Origin of the sequence: Lelliottia sp. F153 (assembly GCF_002870005.1) — a bacterium.
Taxonomy (GTDB): Bacteria; Pseudomonadota; Gammaproteobacteria; order Enterobacterales; family Enterobacteriaceae; genus Enterobacter; species Enterobacter nimipressuralis.
In genome coordinates this window covers 1-18,164 of the sequence record NZ_PKFT01000014.1, presented here as the reverse complement: position 1 = coordinate 18,164, position 18,164 = coordinate 1, and the positions used below count along the sequence as shown (strand labels likewise).

Here is an 18,164-nt window from a genome sequence, read left to right as displayed (position 1 = left end):
GCCTCTTAGTTCTGCAATACCGATGAAACCAGCAGCTGGGTGTACGGATGATGCGGATCGTCGAGCACGCGGTCGGTTAATCCACTTTCCACCACCTGGCCCTCCTTCATCACCATCAGGCGGTCTGCCAGCAGGCGGGCCACGCCCAGATCGTGGGTAACAATCACCACCGCCAGATCCAGCTCTACCACCAGGCCGCGCAGCAGGTCGAGCAAACGCGCCTGAACGGAGACATCCAGCCCGCCCGTCGGCTCATCCATGAACACCAGCTTCGGATGGGTGACGAGGTTGCGGGCGATTTGCAGGCGCTGCTGCATTCCGCCGGAAAAGGTGGTTGGCAGGTCGTCGATACGCGACGCCGGGATTTCGACATCGGTCAGCCACTGCTGGGCGGTCGCACGGATATTGCCGTAGTGGCGCGCGCCCGTTGCCATCAGCCGTTCGCCAATGTTTCCGCCCGCCGAGACCTGGCGGCGCAGGCCGTCCATGGGATGCTGATGCACCACGCCCCACTCGGTGCGCAGCAGGCGACGGCGCTCGGCTTCGCTCATGTCGTACAGGGACTGATTCTGATAACGGATCTCGCCGGTTTGCGGCGTCAGGCGTGCGGAGATGGACTTGAGCAGGGTGGTTTTGCCGGAGCCGGACTCGCCGACAATCCCCAGCACTTCACCAGGCCACAGCTCAAACGACACGTCGCTAAAGCCTTTGCCGGGCGCATACAAATGGGTCAGGTTGTTCACCGAAAGCAGCGGTTTCATTGGCCGTTCGCCTCACTCTGTTGGCGGCAGAAATCGGTGTCGGAGCAGACAAACATGCGTTTGCCCGTATCGTCGAGCACCACTTCGTCGAGATAGCTGTGTTTTGAACCGCAGATGGCACACGGCTCGTCCCACTCCTGCACCCGGAACGGGTGATCGTCGAAATCGAGACTTTCGACGCTGGTGTAGGGCGGCACGGCATAAATGCGTTTTTCGCGTCCGGCGCCGAACAGTTGCAGTGCGGGCATCATGTCCATTTTCGGGTTATCGAATTTCGGGATTGGCGACGGGTCCATCACGTAGCGCCCGTTCACCTTCACCGGGTAGGCGTAGGTGGTGGCGATATGGCCAAAGCGGGCGATATCTTCGTACAGTTTCACCTGCATCACGCCGTACTCTTCGAGGGCGTGCATGGTGCGGGTTTCCGTTTCGCGCGGCTCGATAAAGCGCAGCGGCTCAGGGATGGGCACCTGGAAAATCAGAATCTGATCTTCCGTCAGCGGCGTTTCCGGGATGCGGTGGCGGGTCTGAATCAGGGTGGCATCTTCCGTGCGCTCGGTGGTGTTCACGCCGGTGACGCGCTTGAAGAAGTTGCGAATCGACACGGCATTGGTGGTGTCATCCGCCCCCTGGTCGATGACTTTCAGCACGTCCGCTTCGCCAATCACGCTGGCGGTCAGCTGAATGCCGCCGGTGCCCCAGCCGTAGGGCATCGGCATTTCGCGGCCGCCAAACGGGACCTGATAGCCAGGGATGGCCACGGCTTTTAAAATCGCGCGGCGGATCATGCGCTTGGTTTGTTCGTCCAGATAGGCAAAGTTATAGCCGCTGAGGTTAGCCATGATTGCGCTCCCGTTGCAGACGTTTCAGCAGTTCCAGTTCCGCCTGGAAATCGACGTAATGCGGCAGTTTGAGGTGCGATACAAAGCCCGCCGCTTCAACGTTATCCGCGTGGGCCAGCACGAACTCTTCGTCCTGCGCCGGGCCGGAAATCGTCTCGTCATAGTCCGGGGCCTGGAGCGCGCGATCGACCAGCGCCATCGCCATCGCCTTGCGCTCGCTCATGCCGAACACTAAGCCGTAGCCGCGCGTAAAGTGCGGCGCGTCGTTTTCGGGGGCGACGAAGCCGTTCACCATTTCACACTCCGTCATCAGCAGTTCGCCGACGTTGACCGCAAATCCCAGCTCTTCTGGCACGATATCGATTTCAACGAACCCGCTGCGGATTTCGGCAGCAAACGGGTGGTTGCGCCCGTAACCGCGTTGGGTGGAGTAGGCCAGCGCCAGCAAATAGCCTTCGTCCCCGCGCATCAGCTGTTGCAGGCGCGAGGCGCGCGAGCACGGATAGACCGGCGGTGTACGGGTGACGTCGTCCGGCACGCGGCCCGTGTCCTCTTCGGCTTTCGCCAGCCCCTGGTTCGCCAGCAGGCTAAAAACGTGGGGAGCGGATTCCTGCTCTGCGTCTGAGGTGTTCAGCCTCGGGGCCTCACCGTTCGCCAGCAGGGTGAAATCGAGCAGGCGGTGGGTGTAGTCGTAGGTGGGGCCGAGCAGCTGGCCGCCGGAAATGTCTTTGTAGACGGCGGAAATGCGGCGCTCCAGTCGCATCTTCGCGCTGTCCAGCGGCTCGCTGACCGCCAGTTTGGCCAGCGTGGTGCGGTAGGCGCGCAGCAGGAAGATAGCTTCGACGTTATCGCCGCTGGCCTGTTTCAGCGCCAGGGCCGCCAGCTCGCGGTCGGCAATTCCGCCTTCGGTCATCACCCGGTCAACTGCCAGGTTTAGCTGCTGTTCGATTTGCGCGACGCTCAGCTCGCTAAGCGCTTCATCGCCGCGTCTTCTGTGCTCTTGCAGCGCATGGGCGGCGGCTATCGCCTTCTCGCCCCCTTTAACGGCAACGTACATCAGCACACCTCGACATGTGTGGTCCGTGGGATTGCCAGCAGGCGTTCGCCGCAGGTGAGGATCAGGTCGATCCCCAGTGGGAACGGATGCGGACGTTCAGTGAGTTCGTGAATGATGCATTCGGGCAGCTGTGGCGCGACCATGCGCTCGTCGGCGATCCCGGCCCCGGTCAGGCGCAACATGCGCCCACCGCTGAGGCTTGCGACCTGCAGAATCAGCGTGGCGCTGGTCTCCGGGGCGACGGCGCTGCCGGACGATAGCGCGTTCAACTGCTCGTGGCTAATCAGCTCGTCGGCCACGGCAAACACCGCCTGCTGCGGCTGATCCACCCGTGGGGCGCTGGTGTGAAAGCGCAGGTTCTGGCTGGCAATGTCGTTGGCCATGCTGGCCGACAGCCAGACCGGCGTGTCGTTATCCGCCAATGTCAGCAGTACGCTGGTGGTGGCGAGATTCAGCGGCTGCCAGCCGTGGGTGAGCTGATGCAGCGAGACAATTACGCCCGGCTCGCTCATGGCTTTCAGGAGGCGACGAAAACTGTGCTGGGCATCCTGCACGGCGTGGGTAAAAGCGGGTTGAAGCGTCATGCGTTATCTCCGCGAACGAGCGTAAAGAAGTCGACCCGGCTGGTGTTGATTTCGGCCTGACGGGCGGCGATGCGCGCGGCACGGTCGGCTTCCAGCGGGGCAATTAAGGTTTCCATTAACGACTGAAAATGGGTCGGTTCTTGCAGCAGCGCGTCGACGACGGCGCACTGCTCGGCGTGCTGTTTATCGCGCCCCAGCAGGTAGCCGTAGCCCGTGGTGCCGCTCTTAAGGCGAATCACCGCACGGGTCAGGGTGGCGTCTCCGGCAAAAAAACGGTCGCCGGTGCCGCCCATCCGCGCCTGTATCTGCACCAGGCCGATCTCGGGGGCGCGCAGGGTGTCGTATTCTGGAGCGAGGTTCAGCTGGCGCAGACGCTCGCGCAGGGCGGCGGGCTGGCTGTGGGCCAGGGCGCTCATCCAGCGCTGGCGAGTGGGAGTATCGAAGTGCATTCAGTGCTCCATGGTGAATTCAATCATGTCGGCGCGGGTCAGGCTGACGGAGTATTCCGTCGCGTTGACCTCGCCGTCACGGTGGTTGAGGGTGCGCACGCAGAGCAGCGGTGCCATATTCGGGATCTCCAGCACCTTGCTCTCTTTGGCCTGCGCGCGACGGGCGCTGATCCGCGTCTGGGTTCGCCTGAGGGCGATGCCGGTGGCGTCGAAGAGAAAGTCATGCAGCGAGCCGCTGGAAAAATGTTGCAGCGTCGGCCAGAGGGTGAGGTCGGCGAAGTAGTGGTCGATCTGGCAGACCGCCACGCCGTTGACGCGTCTTAAGGTGCGCAGATGCACGACGCTGTCGCCCTCCTGAATCCCCAGCGCATCAGCGATGTGGCTGGAGGCCGGGCGCAGCACCGAGAGCAGTTTTTCGCTGGTCGGGTGGCTGCCCTGATCGAGCAGGTTCTGGCTGAAACGCGCCTGGGAGTTCAGCGGATAGTCGAAGGGGCGCATCAGCACCAGTACGCCAATCCCCTGGCGGCGCTGGACCCAGCCGCGTTCCACCAGCTGGTCAATGGCGCGGCGCAGGGTGTGGCGGTTGACTTCGTAGCGGTCGGCGAGTTGCTGCTCGGCGGGCAAATAGTCGCCGCAGCGGTAGTGGGTGCGCAGCTCAATTTCGAGCCTGGCGGCGATCTCTTGCCAGCGTGTGGGGTAACTGGTCGGATGTCTGGATAAGTGCATAGAAATCAAAGCCTCGCTTCTCAGATGAAGTGCTTACGCAAACGTTGAGAGAGGAAATCCAGCAGGCTGACGGTGATGATGATGAGGACCATCAGGGCGCAGGTTTGCTGAAACTGGAAGCCGCGAATCGCTTCCCACAGGGTGACGCCAATCCCGCCCGCGCCGACCATGCCGACCACCGTCGCTGAGCGAACGTTGGATTCGAAACGGTAGAGGGAGTAGGAGATCAGCAGCGGCATGACCTGCGGCAGGACGCCGTAGAGAATTTCTTCGATTTTGTTGGCCCCCGTGGCGCGGATGCCTTCCACCGGGCCGGGTTCGATGGCTTCGACCGCCTCAGACAGCAGTTTGGAGAGCACGCCGGTGGTGTGGATGAACAGCGCCATGACGCCAGCAAACGGGCCGAGACCGACGGCGACCACAAAGAGCATCGCGAAGACCATTTCGTTGATGGCGCGACAGGCGTCCATCAGGCGGCGCATCGGCTGGTAAATCCACCAGGGGACGATGTTTTCGGCGCTCATCAGGCCAAACGGAATGGAGAGAATGACCGCCAGCGCGGTGCCCCAGACGGCGATTTGCATGGTGACGGCCATTTCGCCGAGGTAGTCCTGCCACTGGCTGAAGTCTGGCGGGAAGAAGTCTGCCGCGAAGGTCGCCATGTTGCCGGAGTCTTTGACCAGCATCAGCGGGTCCATTTCCGCACCTTTCCAGGAGATGACGAGCACCGCCAGCAGAATGGCCCAGCTTATCAACGAGAACCAGCTGCGTTTCGGAGGTGGGACGGTGATGGTTTGCATGAGTTCTCCTAATGTTCTCTCCCTCTTCGTGTGGAAGAGGGAGAGGGACGGTTACTGCACCGCTTTATTCACTGACGTCATCGCGCTCAGCGCGGCGGTGAGGCGGTCCAGATCTTCCAGCTGCGCCTGAATCACAGAGACTTTGCTGGTCTTCTCTTCGGCGTTCAGCCCTTTGTTGTCCTTGACGCCCTGCATCTCTTTAAACAGGGCCAACTGACGGATAGGCACCAGCTGCAGATCGCTTGAGGCGCGGAACGGCGCCCAGCCCAGACGTTCGAGAACCGTTTTCTCTTCCGCCGTTTTGCCGTAATTCATAAAGAAGTCGTAGATCTTGTCTTTGGTGCTCTCAGAGAGGTTTTTGCGCCAGACAATCGGGTCGCCCGGAATGAGAGGCGATTTCCAGATCACCTTCAGCTGTTTCAGTTTTTCAGGCGCGGAGGTTTTCAGTTTGTCGAGGTTTTCGGTGTTGTTGGTGGCGACGTCGACCTGCTTGTTGGCAACGGCCAGCGCGTTGGTTTCGTGTCCGGCGTTAACCGTGCGTTTGAACTCGCTGGTGGAGACGTTGTTTTTGGCGAAGACGTAATAGCCCGGGACCAGGAAGCCGGAGGTGGAGTTTGGATCGCCGTTACCGAACGTGAGATCTTTGCGTTTGGCGAGCATATCGTTGAGGTTGTTGATCGGACTGTCTTTGTTGACGATCAGCACGCTCCAGTAGCCCGGGGAGCCGTCTGCGGCGACGGTCTGGGCGAAGACCTGACCGTTGGCGCGGTCCACTGCTTCCATGGCGGAGAGATTGCCGTACCAGGCGATGTCGACTTTGTTAAAACGCATCCCCTGGATGATGCCCGCGTAATCCGGGGCGAAGAAGGCGTTCACTTTGATGCCCAGTTTGGTTTCCATATCTTTCAGGAAGGGTTCCCACTGGGGTTTCAGGTTTTGCTGTGATTCTGTCGAAATAATGCCGAAGTTCAGGGCTTTTTCCTGTTCCTGCTCCTGCGCATAGGCCGGGCTTAACAGGGTGCTGATGCTGAACATGCTGGTGAAGGCCAGCGCGGCAACGGCTTTATAGCTCATCTATCATCCTCTTTTGGCATTGTTCCAGGCCAGTTCATTTGCCAGCCTGAACGCTTCGTGAAATTACGCAGCCTGCGCGTTCTCTTCGACGCGGTTAATGCTGCGGTACAGGTGGTCAAAACGTTCGTTATCAAAGTGTTGGCTTGCGCCGTCGTAGAACACATGGCCCTGACGCAGGGCGACGATGCGCTCGCAGTAACGCAGGGCGTAATCCACCTGATGCAGCGTGACCACGACGGTGATGCCGTCGTTCTGGTTAATGTCGCGCAGGGTTTCCATCACGATGCGGGCCGATTCCGGGTCCAGCGAGGCGATGGGTTCATCGGCGAGGATCACTTTGGCTTTTTGCATTAGCGCTCTGGCGATGGCCACGCGCTGCTGCTGGCCGCCGGAAAGGGTGGAGACGCGCTGGTGGGCGAAGTGGGCCATCCCGACGCGGGTCAGGGCCTGGAGTGCCTGCTGTTTTTGTGCCGGGGAGAACCAGCGCAGGCAGGTGCGCCAGAAGGGGGTACTGCCGAGGGCGCCGATCAGGACGTTCTCCAGCACCGTCAGGCGATTCACCAGGTTAAATTGCTGGAAGATGCAGCCCGTTTGCGTACGGCTTTTACGAATATCGCTCGCCAGACGGCCCGCGCGCTGCACGGTCTTCCCCAGCAGCTCGACGTGACTTTCCGGCGTTTTATCGCCGGTGATGAGACCGCTGAGATGGCGCAGGAGGGTGGATTTTCCGGAGCCGGAAGGCCCGAGCAGCGCTACCATGTCGCCCTGCTGGACAGTCAGATCAACGGCATGCAGAGCCTTGTTGTGATGAAAGGTCTTGCTCAGTTTCTCGACGCGGATGACAGTTTGCATGTTCAGGCCTCACGATAAATGTGGCCTCATGCTGGCGGATTAATGTGACATTTAGGTTAAGTATTGGTTGCGGGATTTTGAAGAGTTGAAGTGAATGGGATGACAGGCGGAGGGGGCGCCTCCGCCAGACGATCACTGCTGTTTAACGACGTTGATCATCCATGGCACGCCATATTTATCGGTCACTTTGCCGAAACCGTGTGCCCAGAAGGTCTCCTGCCAGGCCATTTCAACGTTACCGCCCGCGGCGAGCTTGTCGAACCAGCCTTTGCCTTCGGCGACGTCCTGGGTGTCGAGCACCAGCGTGAAACCCGCGTACTGGGCGTTACCGCCGGGCACGCCGTCGCTCATCATGATTTCGCTGCCAGCGATACGAACGTTGGAGTGGGCAATCGCGGTGTCCGGGAATGTCATGCCAGACGGGCAGCCTTCTTCGCTGTTTTCGTCTTTGGGCATTTCGCCGTAGGTGATTTTATAGGTGAGTTCTGCGCCGACTGCTTGCTGGTAGAAGGCGATGGCTTCTGCACAGTTTCCGGCGAATGAGATGTAGGGACTTAACGACATAATCATTACCTCAGGTAAGAGAAGCTCGTTAAGTGTAGTACGAATTTTGTACAATATTCTGTCGGCCCGGTCAGCGCAGCGCCGCCGGGCACCTGGCCGGATGCGTTGCGCTTATCCGGCCTACAAAACAATAAAAGCTTATATATCAGTTCTTTTTCACGAACTCAGATTTGAGCTTCATCGGGCCAAAGCCGTCAATTTTGCAGTCAATATTATGATCGCCTTCAACCAGACGAATATTCTTCACTTTGGTGCCGATTTTCAGCATCGAAGAGGCGCCTTTAACTTTCAGGTCTTTTACCACGGTGACGCTATCGCCGTCGGCCAGCAGATTTCCGTTGGCATCTTTCACAATCAGCGTATCGCTGTCTTGCGCTGGCTCTGCATCATTCCATTCATGGGCGCATTCAGGACAAATGAACATCCCGTTATCTTCGTAGGTGTATTCGGAATTACATTTTGGGCAGTGTGGAAGTGACATATTGAGTTCCTCAAAAGTGCTAACGGGGCTGGAAAGCGCCAGCCAAAAGATGGCAGTTTGCCGAAAAAGGCGTCAAGTATAGCGTAAGTCCACACCGTTGTCGGTGATATTATTTTTTTTGCGAAGAGTGAAATCGTCGTGTCTGGAGTGACACTTTCTGTCAGTCACTTAAGCGATGCTAACAGCGTACTTAAGATTTAAACGGCGCGATGAAATATATCGAATATTTTATTGCGTAAATTGCCAGGTACTGTCATTTCGGATAAGGTGAGGTGAGCAGTTGTTATTTATCAACGGCACCCGCGATTGCCATTCCTCCTTAGGCGTGCGGGAATTACCTCTCATTTTGGGTGGGTAAATTACTTTGATATATCCTATAGCTTCATAAGAAATGGTCTACGCTCATTATCTTTCGGCTTTCTTTGTCGAGAGGAGCGTACGAGCGCTCTACGCTTCAGGCCGAATATATTCCGGTTTGTCATCAGGCGCTTATATTCATTGAACATATTTTCCACGCGTAATCTAAAAAGCCGAAATTTCATTATTAAAACTATCCGGCTAAATAAAAGTAATAAATTTGCGTTAAGGAAAGGCTTTTATCATGCATACACAAACAATTTTTGAATTAAGCCAGGAAGCGGAAAGGCTTCTGCAACTTGCTTTGCAGAATCTTGACGCCCTGAAATCAATGCCGATTGCGGTGCTGGATAGCACCACCGCTGCGATGACCGGGGAGACGAATAATGTTCTGCCTCTGCATTTCAGCACCCGTGGCGTTGAAACGCAGCTTTCTATGCTTAATAACGAATTACGCAAAATTACCCGTCTGGAGATGGTGCTGGCGATTGTCGGGACCATGAAAGCCGGGAAATCGACCACTATAAATGCCATCGTCGGGACCGAGGTGTTGCCAAACCGCAACCGCCCGATGACCGCGCTGCCGACCCTGATCCGCCATACGCCGGGCCAGACCGAGCCGGTGCTGCATTTCGCCCATGTGTCGCCAATTGATACGCTGATCAAGCAGTTGCAGGAGAAACTCTGCAATCACGATCGCGGAAAACTGACTCAGCGCCTTGAGATCGATAAAGACATGAACGCGCTGCTCGGGCGTATTGAGCAGGGCGAAGCGTTTGAAAAACATTATCTGGGCGCGCAGCCGATTTTCCAGTGTCTGAAAAACCTCAACGATCTGGTGCGTCTGTCGAAAGCGCTTGGCGTCGATTTTCCGTTCTCGGAATATGCGGCGATTGAACATATTCCGGTTATTGAGGTGGAATTTGTCCATCTGGCCGGGCTGGATTCCCATCTGGGCCAGCTGACGCTGCTCGACACCCCAGGGCCGAACGAAGCCGGACAGCCGCATCTTCAAAAAATGCTCAGTGAACAGCTGGCGCGCTCGTCGGCGGTGCTGGCGGTGATGGACTACACCCAGCTGAAATCGATCTCCGATGAAGAGGTGCGACAGGCTATTTCCGCGGTCGGAAAATCGGTGCCGCTGTATGCGCTGGTGAATAAGTTTGATCAGAAAGATCGCAACAGCGATGACGAAGAGCAGGTGCGGGCGATGATCTCCGGCACGCTGATGAAAGGCAATATTTCGCCGGGGCAGATTTATCCTGTGTCGTCGATGTGGGCCTATCTCGCCAACCGCACGCGCTATGAAATTGCCAGCCATGGCCGCTTGCCAAACCCTCAGGAGCAGCGCTGGGTGCAGGATTTTGCCGAAGCGGCGCTCGGGCGTCGCTGGCGGACGGCGGATCTGGATGATGTTGAGCATATTCGCCATGCCGCCGATCTGCTGTGGGAAGATTCGTTATTCGAACAGCCGATCCGTAAACTGATCTACGCCGCTTACGCCAACGCGTCGCTCTATGCCCTGCGATCGGCTTCCCATAAGCTGCTGAATTACGCGCAAAATGCCCGCGAGTACCTGGATTTTCGCTACCAGGGGCTGACGGTGGCCTTCGAGGAGCTGCAGGTAAATATCACGCGTCTGGAAGAGGATATGGCGCTGTTGCAGATGCGTCAGGAGGTCGTCAGCGACGAAGTGGGGCATGAAGTGGAGCAGGCGCTGGATGCGGCGAATGCGTTTATTTCGCAGCAGAAAAGCCAGATTCAGCAGGCCATCGGCCACATCTTTAACAGAGATAATATTCTCGATTTAGCGGGCATCCAGCCCATGAGCCTGAGAAATAGCTCCCCGGAAGAGATGGGGCAGCTGGTGCTGGATGATGAAGGGCAGGCGCAGATTGTGTTGAGCAAAATCCGCTCTTCCTGCGAGCTGATCATGCTCGATGCGCAGGGAAAAATCAGCCGCGAGCTGGCGCTGCGCTTTGACCAGCTTGAGTCCACGCTGGCGCGTTCCCTTAACGAAGCGATGCGCCCCATTGAGAAACGCATTAAAGAAGAGCTGAGCCATGCCGGTTTCCGGGCGCGGATCAGCTTCCCGGCATTCCAGGCGAGTCAGCTTAATTTCAACACGCGTGGGCTGTTTACTGACGCCATTGCGTCGGAAAATCGTCCGGCGGGTGATGTGTCGGCGTCCGGCAGCGTGCGTGAAACGGTGTCGCGCTGGCTGAACAATCCGGGCTGGGGCTTTGAAGATTACGTGATGACACGCACCCGATATGTTATTGACATCGCGCAGCTTCATGAGCGATTTAAACAGCATATTGATCAATTTTGTCAACAAATCTGTAAAGCTTTGGTGGCGCAGGTCGATGTCTCTGTTACGGCAGGAATGGCGACGTTTTTCGCAGAATTCTCGTTATGTCTGACCGGGTTACAGGAAAGCTTGCGTGATAGCCTCGCAGTGCGCCAGCAAAACGAGCACTCCACCCGAGCGCTCAGCCAGCTGTTGCAGCAAAGTATTACCACTGCGACGTGGATTCAGGAAGATACCCGACTGTTACGCGATGATATTCAAACCTTATTCGCGGCTGAGCAACTATGACAACACAACTACTGGACGGTCCCGGGCGGACGCTGGAGTGTATTCATCCGAAGTTTATGGTCGATCTGGTACAAGGGGTGGACGCGGTGCGTCTTCCCCCTCTCGCCCCTCAGCAGCAGCAATTTCGTGAGCGTTTAACTCAGGAGATCATGACCCAGACGAAGCTTCGGCCCTGGGCGATGACGGGAATGTTCAGCGAAAATGCTGCCCTGCGGCTGGGGCTTGCGGAAAAACTGGCGGGGATGTTCGATCCCGGCCATCTGGCGCTGACGCGCATGACGGAAAAACTCACCACGCTGCGCCAGCAGACCAGCCGCCAGGGGCAACAGTCTCCGGGCCTGATGCAGCAGTACGACGATCTCTCTGCCCATTTTTCCCAGCGTGCAGCCTATAAAGAGAAAGCACTTTCCCAGCGTGGCCTGACGGTGCAGGCGGGCGAACATAGCGAGCAAATTTTTACCCACTGGCGGGCCGGGCAATACGATGGCTGGTCGCTGGCCGGGCGCTGTTACCTCGCGCTGGAAGAGCTGCGTTGGGGGGCGTTTGGCGATGCCTGTCGCCTGGCAAACGAAGACGTTGGCGCGATGCTGAAAGACAATTTACGCAGCCTGGCGGCAAATTATCTGGCGCAGGGGATCAACGCTTCTCCCGCCACTCGCCATTTCTATCACCAGTGGCTTGCCACACCGATTTCAACGGGCTTAATGGACCATAAGGATATGCTGGGCTGGCTGGGGGACTGGTGTCATCCTGACCGTCATCCGGTGAGCTGGTCTGTGACGCAGAGCTGGCAGACGGTGGCACTGGGAATGCCGAGACTCTGCTCAGCGAAAAGGCTGGCGGATGCGATGGTGAGTGAAGTGTTTGGCGAGGGATAACTAAAACCCTCTCCGAAGAGAGGGCGTAGAAATCTTAGTGATGTAAGGATTCAACCGGCTGCGGCTCTGACTCGGCCTGCGGGATATTGCCGTAGCGTTTGGCGTACAGCGCCGTAATAATCGGTACCAGAATCGCGGTCACAATCACTGCCGCTGCAACCAGCGCGGTTGCGGAGGCGGCCACAGGTTCGAAGGCCGGGTTAATCTGCGCGATAATCACCGGGTTCGCCACGGCTGCACCTGCAGCAGATGACGCAGCGACACCTGCGGTCCCATTCCCTCCTCCAATCACGCGGTCTGCGATAATCAGCGGAATACCGGTGATGATGATAACCGCGACGCCCAGGGCGATGCCCAGCAGACCGGTATCCATAATCACGCCCAGGTTGATGGTGTTACCCAGTGCGAAGCCGAAAAACGGAATCAGCACCGGCGTGGCTTTGCTGAAGAAATCGCGCAGATCGGTGTCCAGGTTACCCAGTGCGAAACCGATCAGGAACGGCAGAATCGCGCCGACGAAGTGGTGCGGTTCAAACGAGGCCAGACCGGCGGAGCCTAGGATCAGCATGGTCATCAGCGGACCGGATTCCAGCGACATTAAAACGAAGGCGCCAGACTCTTCTTTGGTGCCGTACTGGTTCATCAGGCTGGCGTAGAGACCGCCGTTGGTCATATCCATTGCCGAAACAATCGCCAGAATGGACAATCCGGCGAAGAATCCGGTCTGAATTCCGTTCTCAGGAATAAACATGGCGCAGACCATTGCGACGACCCAGGCGACCGCAATTTTGGTAATGACCAGCGTACCTGATTTACGCAGAACGGTACCTGTAGCCCGTAAATTAATAGAGGCGCCAATACAAAAGAACCAGACCGCCAGAATGGGAACGGTGCCGGTGATCATCCCTTTTGTGAACCCGCCAAAATAAGCGCCGGTATTTGGCGCAAGGGTATTTAATATTGCGCCAAGGACCAGGGGAACCAGCATCATCCCGCCAGGGATGCGTTCAATTGTGGCTTTAATCTTCATGATAAATCCTCACATCTCATCTCGCGTTTCTGGCGGACAAGTCAGGTAATATTAATGATTACATTCAAATGATTACGAAAATTTAACTGTCTGAAGTTCCGTCTGGTAATGCACAAACCGCAGCCCGTTAACACGTGTTAAACGGTTGGTGAGTTGCAGCCATCGCGGCGTGTTCGGGCTTATCATGCGATCATTGGAATTGCGATTCAATGAAAATAAAACAGTGTTTTAGTTATCTTGATCACATATTTGCGTAAACGAAGACATTGACCGCTTGTAATTAAAAAAGCTGTGAAATGGTTGTAAATGAATGTCAGTGTTTTATTTAATTGCGAGAGGAATAATAACCAGCGGAAGAATCGTCTGAATGCGATTAAAACGTAACGAAAGAGAGAGGGGGGTTTACGTTTTCTGACAACTTCTGACGCCATACGTAAGTTTTTGTGAAGTTGATCACTAATTTAAACGCTGGTAGGGTAAAGAGGTCACTAACTGCCCAGACAGGCGTCAACAGGTTCGGTTGTATCGACAGTAAATGTCAATGTAAGTAAACCTGCTACGCTTGAAGAAGAAGATTCGCATGAGGCGAATCTCACTTTACAGACCGCATGAGTTTCTGTGGTATGGACAGGGCTGAGTCTACGAGGATAGCAATGCTTAAAAGGAAAAAAGTAAAACCCATTACGCTCGGCGATGTCACCATTATTGATGACAGCAAGCTGCGCAAGGCCATCACTGCCGCATCGCTGGGTAACGCGATGGAATGGTTTGACTTCGGTGTTTACGGCTTCGTTGCCTATGCACTCGGTAAGGTCTTCTTCCCCGGCGCCGATCCCAGCCTGCAGATGATTGCAGCGCTAGGTACCTTCTCTGTACCCTTCCTGATTCGCCCGCTCGGTGGGTTGTTCTTCGGGATGCTGGGCGATAAATATGGTCGCCAGAAAATTCTCGCCATCACAATCGTGATTATGTCGATAAGTACCTTCTGTATCGGCCTGATCCCGTCTTACGCCACCATTGGCATCTGGGCACCAATATTGCTGCTGCTGTGTAAAATGGCGCAGGGCTTCTCCGTCGGCGGTGAGTATACGGGCGCATCGATCTTCGTTGCCGAATACTCCCCGGACCGTAAACGCGGCTTTATGGGAAGCTGGCTGGACTTTGGATCGATTGCCGGGTTTGTGCTGGGTGCGGGCGTGGTGGTATTGATTTCCACCGTCGTCGGGGAAGAGAACTTCCTCGAGTGGGGCTGGCGTATTCCGTTCTTCCTGGCGCTGCCGCTGGGTATTATCGGCCTTTATTTGCGTCATGCATTAGAAGAGACCCCGGCGTTCCAGCAGCACGTTGAGAAACTGGAGCAGGGCGATCGCGAAGGCCTGCAGGATGGACCGAAAGTTTCGTTCCGCGAAATTGCGACCAAACACTGGCGTAGTCTGCTGACCTGTATCGGTCTGGTGATTTCGACCAACGTGACCTACTACATGTTGCTCACGTATATGCCGAGCTACCTGTCGCATAACCTGCACTATTCAGAAGATCACGGCGTGCTGATTATCATCGCCATCATGGTTGGTATGCTGTTTGTGCAGCCGATTATGGGTCTGATGAGTGACCGCTTCGGTCGCCGTCCGTTCATTATTCTGGGTAGCGTCGCGTTGTTCGCTCTGGCGATTCCTGCCTTTATCCTTATTAACAGTAATGTGCTGGGGCTGATTTTTGCCGGTCTGCTGATGCTGGCGGTGATCCTGAACTGCTTCATCGGGGTGATGGCGTCCACGCTCCCGGCGATGTTCCCAACGCACATTCGTTACAGTGCGCTGGCGGCAGCATTTAATATCTCGGTACTGATTGCGGGTCTGACGCCGACACTGGCGGCCTCGCTGGTCGAAAGCACCCAGGACCTGATGATGCCGGCTTATTATCTGATGGTTATCGCGGTTATCGGTTTAGCGACCGGTCTGACGATGAAAGAGACGGCCAACCGACCGCTGAAAGGGGCGACGCCAGCGGCATCGGATATTCAGGAAGCGAAAGATATCCTGCGCGAGCACTACGATAATGTTGAACAGAAAATTGATGACATTGACGTAGAGATTGAAGAGCTGCAGAAGAAACGTTCTCGTCTGGTGGATCAGCATCCACGGATTAACGAGTAACAAACGAAAAACCCGCCGCTGGCGGGTTTTTTATTAGCAGCCTGCGGCAATGTAGTCGCCGTTAGCGCTGATGGGAATGACCGTTAAGAACAGCACCGTCGCGAACAGAATCAGCACAATCCCGCCGGCAATTTTTGCCACCGGCACCAGCCAGCTCAGGTGTGTTCCTCCGCCGAAGAGCGCCACCGTGCGTTCTCGCGCATAGCGCACCGCCAGCGACAGTCCCATGATCGACAGGGCCGTGCCGAGGGACATGGTCATCACCGCCGCAATTCCCCAGGTCACAATACCCAGCGCGTTCGAGAACATCAGAATCATGATCGCCCCACTGCATGGGCGCGCGCCAATGGCCAGGATTACCCCCAGACGTATTTTCCAGTTTTCCCCGTTCAGCGCGGCACCCACACCGTGGTGACCGCAGCCGCAGCTTTCATTATGTTGATGAAGAGGTTTAAGGGCGTGAACCGTCATCCTGCGAGGGCGCAGGCTTTTCAGCGCCTGGTAAATGACAAACGCGCCGAACGCACCAATCATGACCGCGCTGATTTTTTCCACATACCAGCGGCTGGCGCTGAGATCGCCGGAGGCGAGATTAAACCCCACGGCCAGAATAAAGACGAAAAGAATGGCGCTTACACCCTGCATCAGGCTGCCGAGGAAAGGCACCACGCGTGCGGCGAGCTGGCTTTCTTTATTAGTAGAGAGATAGGTGGTGACGATAAATTTGCCGTGGCCTGGCCCAATGGCGTGAAGCACACCATAAAAAAACGCGCCCGTCAGCAGCCACAGCCCACCGGCGTACTGGTGATTATTGAGTTGCAGAAGGTACATCACCAGATAGCGGTGCAGGGTGATTTGCGTTGCGAGGCACCACTGAATAAAGGCGTTCCAGTGGGCGTGTAGCGTAAAGGCTGCCAGCAGAATGCCCAGCGCCATCAGCCCGGCAGTGGTGAGGCGCCAGTCACGTGCGAGACGTTGTGTGGTCATGGTATGGCCTGCGGGAGAGGATTTTTGGCAAGTATAGCGTTTATGATCGCGAGCGCGCTGAGGTTTACTCTTCCGTCATCCCTTCGCCGCTTTTTCCGTTCACCCATGCGACCCGGCGATGGAACATTTTTTTCAGCGCCCGGCCCAGGGTATTAAACCAGCCCGTCGGGCGTGGATCGGCAAGCATGCTCAGGGCGCGGGCGTAGTCCAGCACCAGCCCTGGCGTCCAGGCCATGGTCTCGGCGCGTTTACGCAGCTGGAGTGCGACCCAAAGTTCCGGCGTGGACATCAGCTTTCCAATCGCCAGCCAGAACCCGCGCGTTTGCCAGAGTCTTCCGACGGATCCCTCCAGCGCGGCTTCCAGCGCTCGCGCCACGCTGCTGGAGCAGTTACGGTGGGTCAAATTGTAGGATGCATTCTGACGGTAGTTTTCCCAGAAGGCGCTCAGGCGGGTTTCACTATAATTGCGGATGCGTACTTTTCGCGTTGAGGGGCACCATTGCGCTGATTCTGTTGCATAGTCGGGCTGGAACAGCCCTTGCACATTATTCTCCGGCGTCGCCCGCAACAGTCGGGCGAAGGCATCCGGCGAGCGGTCGATGAGTTCCGCAGGGTACAGGCTGATATAGATCCCGCCAGGAGATTCCAGCGCAGCGTGGCCGGTGGAGATAATGCCGTTTTGATCCACGGCGGCGATATAGCGGTTGATGACCGGGCGGGGGATGGTTTCACCCGGCGCGGAACCTACGGGAGTCCAGACGTGAACCGTCAGCGCTTTTTCGTCATCTTCCGGCGGACCATCCCACTCCACAGTGGCGGGCGGGAGCGTATCTGCTTCTTCCATATACTCTTCGCCTTTAAGACCCGGGTTGGCGGCGGCCACTTTGACGCGGTTGGCGAGGATAAACATGTTCCATCCCGCGAAGGCGAGGCCCAGGCCCAGACAGTAAGGAACGGTGCCGGCATAATTTGACGGCCAGGGCTGATAGAAGAAGATGGCCAGCGCGATCTCGACGCTCCCGCCTGCCAGGGCGGAGCGCCAGCGTTGATAGCGAACGACCAGGGCGGAGGCAATTTGTAGCGCACCATCGAGCAAGAACAGCGTGCCGAAAATGATCGCCAGTACAATATCGCCATCGTGGTTCCCCGCCAGGATCAGAACCGCGGCGAGTGAAAAGGTGGCACCTTTGACATAGCGTAAGATGCGCTGCCCGCCCATGCCGCTGTGCGCCACCATTAATGTAAGGGCACCTTCGAATAATAGCAGGCAGGCGAAAGGTTCAATCGGGAAGAACAGCGACCCGTCCATGGCGTCGATGAAGATGACGGTGCCGGCGATCAGAGTGATCCAGCCAAAGCGGCGAAGCCCGCGCCAGTGTGAACGCAGGAAATCGATACCCAGCAGGATCAAGATCAGTCGCATCATAGGAAAACGTCCGGAAATAGCCTTCCACATATATAGCTTATTGGATCGTTTAGTGCGTGATGAGTGAGAAACGTGTCGGTAATACTGGCCGGGTTGTGGATAAGTCTGTGTGCAAAAGGGTATAAGGCGGGGTTTTGCTGTGGAATGCAGCAGTCAGTCATTTTTCTGTCATTTAGCGGTTGCGGGCTGACGAGAACTCCCTATAATGCGCCTCCATCGACACGGCAGATGTGAATCACTTCACACAAACAGCCGGTTCGGTTGAAGAGAAAAAATCCTGAGATTCAGGGTTGACTCTGAAAGAGGAAAGCGTAATATACGCCACCTCGCAACGGTGAGCGAAAGCCGCGTTGCACTGCTCTTTAACAATTTATCAGACAATCTGTGTGGGCACTCAAAGTGACATGGATTCTAAACGTCGCAAGACGCTAAATGAATACCAAAGTCTCTGAGTGAACATACGTAATTCATTACGAAGTTTAATTCACGAGCATCAAACTTAAATTGAAGAGTTTGATCATGGCTCAGATTGAACGCTGGC

General features: G+C 56.5%; 17 protein-coding genes. 3 read left to right on the top strand and 14 right to left on the bottom strand.

The window, feature by feature from the left end; all coding sequences use genetic code 11:
* Window positions 1-5 precede the first annotated feature (5 nt).
* The 11 genes from phnK to F153LOC_RS20330 all read right to left on the bottom strand — a co-directional run bounded on the left by phnK (window position 6) and on the right by F153LOC_RS20330 (window position 8,190).
* Complete coding sequence (gene phnK, locus F153LOC_RS20380; RefSeq protein WP_102105742.1) at window positions 6-761, bottom strand: phosphonate C-P lyase system protein PhnK; 756 nt, start codon at window positions 759-761, stop codon at window positions 6-8.
* The gene (gene phnJ / locus F153LOC_RS20375; protein WP_100777962.1) at window positions 758-1,603 is read right to left on the bottom strand and encodes an alpha-D-ribose 1-methylphosphonate 5-phosphate C-P-lyase PhnJ; all 846 of its coding nucleotides are present in this window, start codon (window positions 1,601-1,603) and stop codon (window positions 758-760) included. The genes phnK and phnJ overlap by 4 nt, the downstream gene beginning before the upstream one ends.
* Window positions 1,596-2,660 carry a carbon-phosphorus lyase complex subunit PhnI gene (locus F153LOC_RS20370; RefSeq protein ID WP_102105743.1) on the bottom strand — a complete coding sequence of 355 codons (1,065 nt, stop codon included), beginning with the start codon at window positions 2,658-2,660 and terminating at the stop codon, window positions 1,596-1,598. Before F153LOC_RS20370 ends, phnJ begins: the two co-directional genes overlap by 8 nt.
* Window positions 2,660-3,244, bottom strand: coding sequence for a phosphonate C-P lyase system protein PhnH (gene phnH / locus F153LOC_RS20365; protein WP_100777960.1), 585 nt, complete (start codon window positions 3,242-3,244; stop codon window positions 2,660-2,662). The genes F153LOC_RS20370 and phnH overlap by 1 nt, the downstream gene beginning before the upstream one ends.
* On the bottom strand, window positions 3,241-3,693 hold the full coding sequence (gene phnG, locus F153LOC_RS20360; protein ID WP_102105744.1) for a phosphonate C-P lyase system protein PhnG: 453 nt from the start codon (window positions 3,691-3,693) through the stop codon (window positions 3,241-3,243). The genes phnH and phnG overlap by 4 nt, the downstream gene beginning before the upstream one ends.
* On the bottom strand, window positions 3,694-4,419 hold the full coding sequence (phnF, locus tag F153LOC_RS20355) for a phosphonate metabolism transcriptional regulator PhnF (RefSeq protein ID WP_102105745.1): 726 nt from the start codon (window positions 4,417-4,419) through the stop codon (window positions 3,694-3,696).
* A gap of 20 nt (window positions 4,420-4,439) precedes the next feature.
* Window positions 4,440-5,219 carry a phosphonate ABC transporter, permease protein PhnE gene (phnE, locus tag F153LOC_RS20350; RefSeq protein ID WP_100777957.1) on the bottom strand — a complete coding sequence of 260 codons (780 nt, stop codon included), beginning with the start codon at window positions 5,217-5,219 and terminating at the stop codon, window positions 4,440-4,442.
* 51 nt (window positions 5,220-5,270) lie between these two features.
* The gene (phnD, locus tag F153LOC_RS20345) at window positions 5,271-6,293 is read right to left on the bottom strand and encodes a phosphonate ABC transporter substrate-binding protein (RefSeq protein WP_102105746.1); all 1,023 of its coding nucleotides are present in this window, start codon (window positions 6,291-6,293) and stop codon (window positions 5,271-5,273) included.
* A 63-nt stretch (window positions 6,294-6,356) separates the two neighbouring features.
* Window positions 6,357-7,145 carry a phosphonate ABC transporter ATP-binding protein gene (gene phnC / locus F153LOC_RS20340; protein WP_102105747.1) on the bottom strand — a complete coding sequence of 263 codons (789 nt, stop codon included), beginning with the start codon at window positions 7,143-7,145 and terminating at the stop codon, window positions 6,357-6,359.
* 132 nt (window positions 7,146-7,277) lie between these two features.
* On the bottom strand, window positions 7,278-7,709 hold the full coding sequence (gene yjdN / locus F153LOC_RS20335; RefSeq protein WP_100780778.1) for a VOC family metalloprotein YjdN: 432 nt from the start codon (window positions 7,707-7,709) through the stop codon (window positions 7,278-7,280).
* Window positions 7,710-7,854: 145 nt separating this feature from the next.
* The gene (locus F153LOC_RS20330) at window positions 7,855-8,190 is read right to left on the bottom strand and encodes a zinc ribbon domain-containing protein YjdM (protein ID WP_100777954.1); all 336 of its coding nucleotides are present in this window, start codon (window positions 8,188-8,190) and stop codon (window positions 7,855-7,857) included.
* A gap of 601 nt (window positions 8,191-8,791) precedes the next feature.
* On the opposite strand from F153LOC_RS20330, the gene crfC reads away from it, so the two are divergent.
* The gene (crfC, locus tag F153LOC_RS20325) at window positions 8,792-11,146 is read left to right on the top strand and encodes a clamp-binding protein CrfC (RefSeq protein WP_102105748.1); all 2,355 of its coding nucleotides are present in this window, start codon (window positions 8,792-8,794) and stop codon (window positions 11,144-11,146) included.
* Window positions 11,143-12,024, top strand: a complete 882-nt coding sequence (locus F153LOC_RS20320) for a diguanylate cyclase regulator RdcB family protein (RefSeq protein WP_102105749.1) — start codon at window positions 11,143-11,145, stop codon at window positions 12,022-12,024. The genes crfC and F153LOC_RS20320 overlap by 4 nt, the downstream gene beginning before the upstream one ends.
* A 34-nt stretch (window positions 12,025-12,058) precedes the next feature.
* Here the strand turns inward: F153LOC_RS20320 and kdgT are convergent, their stop codons facing one another.
* Window positions 12,059-13,054, bottom strand: coding sequence for a 2-keto-3-deoxygluconate transporter (gene kdgT / locus F153LOC_RS20315; protein WP_100777951.1), 996 nt, complete (start codon window positions 13,052-13,054; stop codon window positions 12,059-12,061).
* A 653-nt stretch (window positions 13,055-13,707) separates the two neighbouring features.
* Here kdgT and proP point away from each other — a divergent pair.
* Window positions 13,708-15,210 carry a glycine betaine/L-proline transporter ProP gene (proP, locus tag F153LOC_RS20310; protein WP_100777950.1) on the top strand — a complete coding sequence of 501 codons (1,503 nt, stop codon included), beginning with the start codon at window positions 13,708-13,710 and terminating at the stop codon, window positions 15,208-15,210.
* A 33-nt stretch (window positions 15,211-15,243) separates the two neighbouring features.
* Here proP and F153LOC_RS20305 read toward each other — a convergent pair whose 3' ends face one another.
* Both F153LOC_RS20305 and F153LOC_RS20300 read right to left on the bottom strand, forming a co-directional pair.
* Window positions 15,244-16,197: a nickel/cobalt transporter gene (locus tag F153LOC_RS20305; protein WP_102105750.1), complete on the bottom strand. Its 954-nt coding sequence runs from the start codon at window positions 16,195-16,197 to the stop codon at window positions 15,244-15,246.
* A 64-nt stretch (window positions 16,198-16,261) separates the two neighbouring features.
* On the bottom strand, window positions 16,262-17,623 hold the full coding sequence (locus tag F153LOC_RS20300; RefSeq protein ID WP_233210375.1) for an HdeD family acid-resistance protein: 1,362 nt from the start codon (window positions 17,621-17,623) through the stop codon (window positions 16,262-16,264).
* Window positions 17,624-18,164 lie beyond the last annotated feature (541 nt).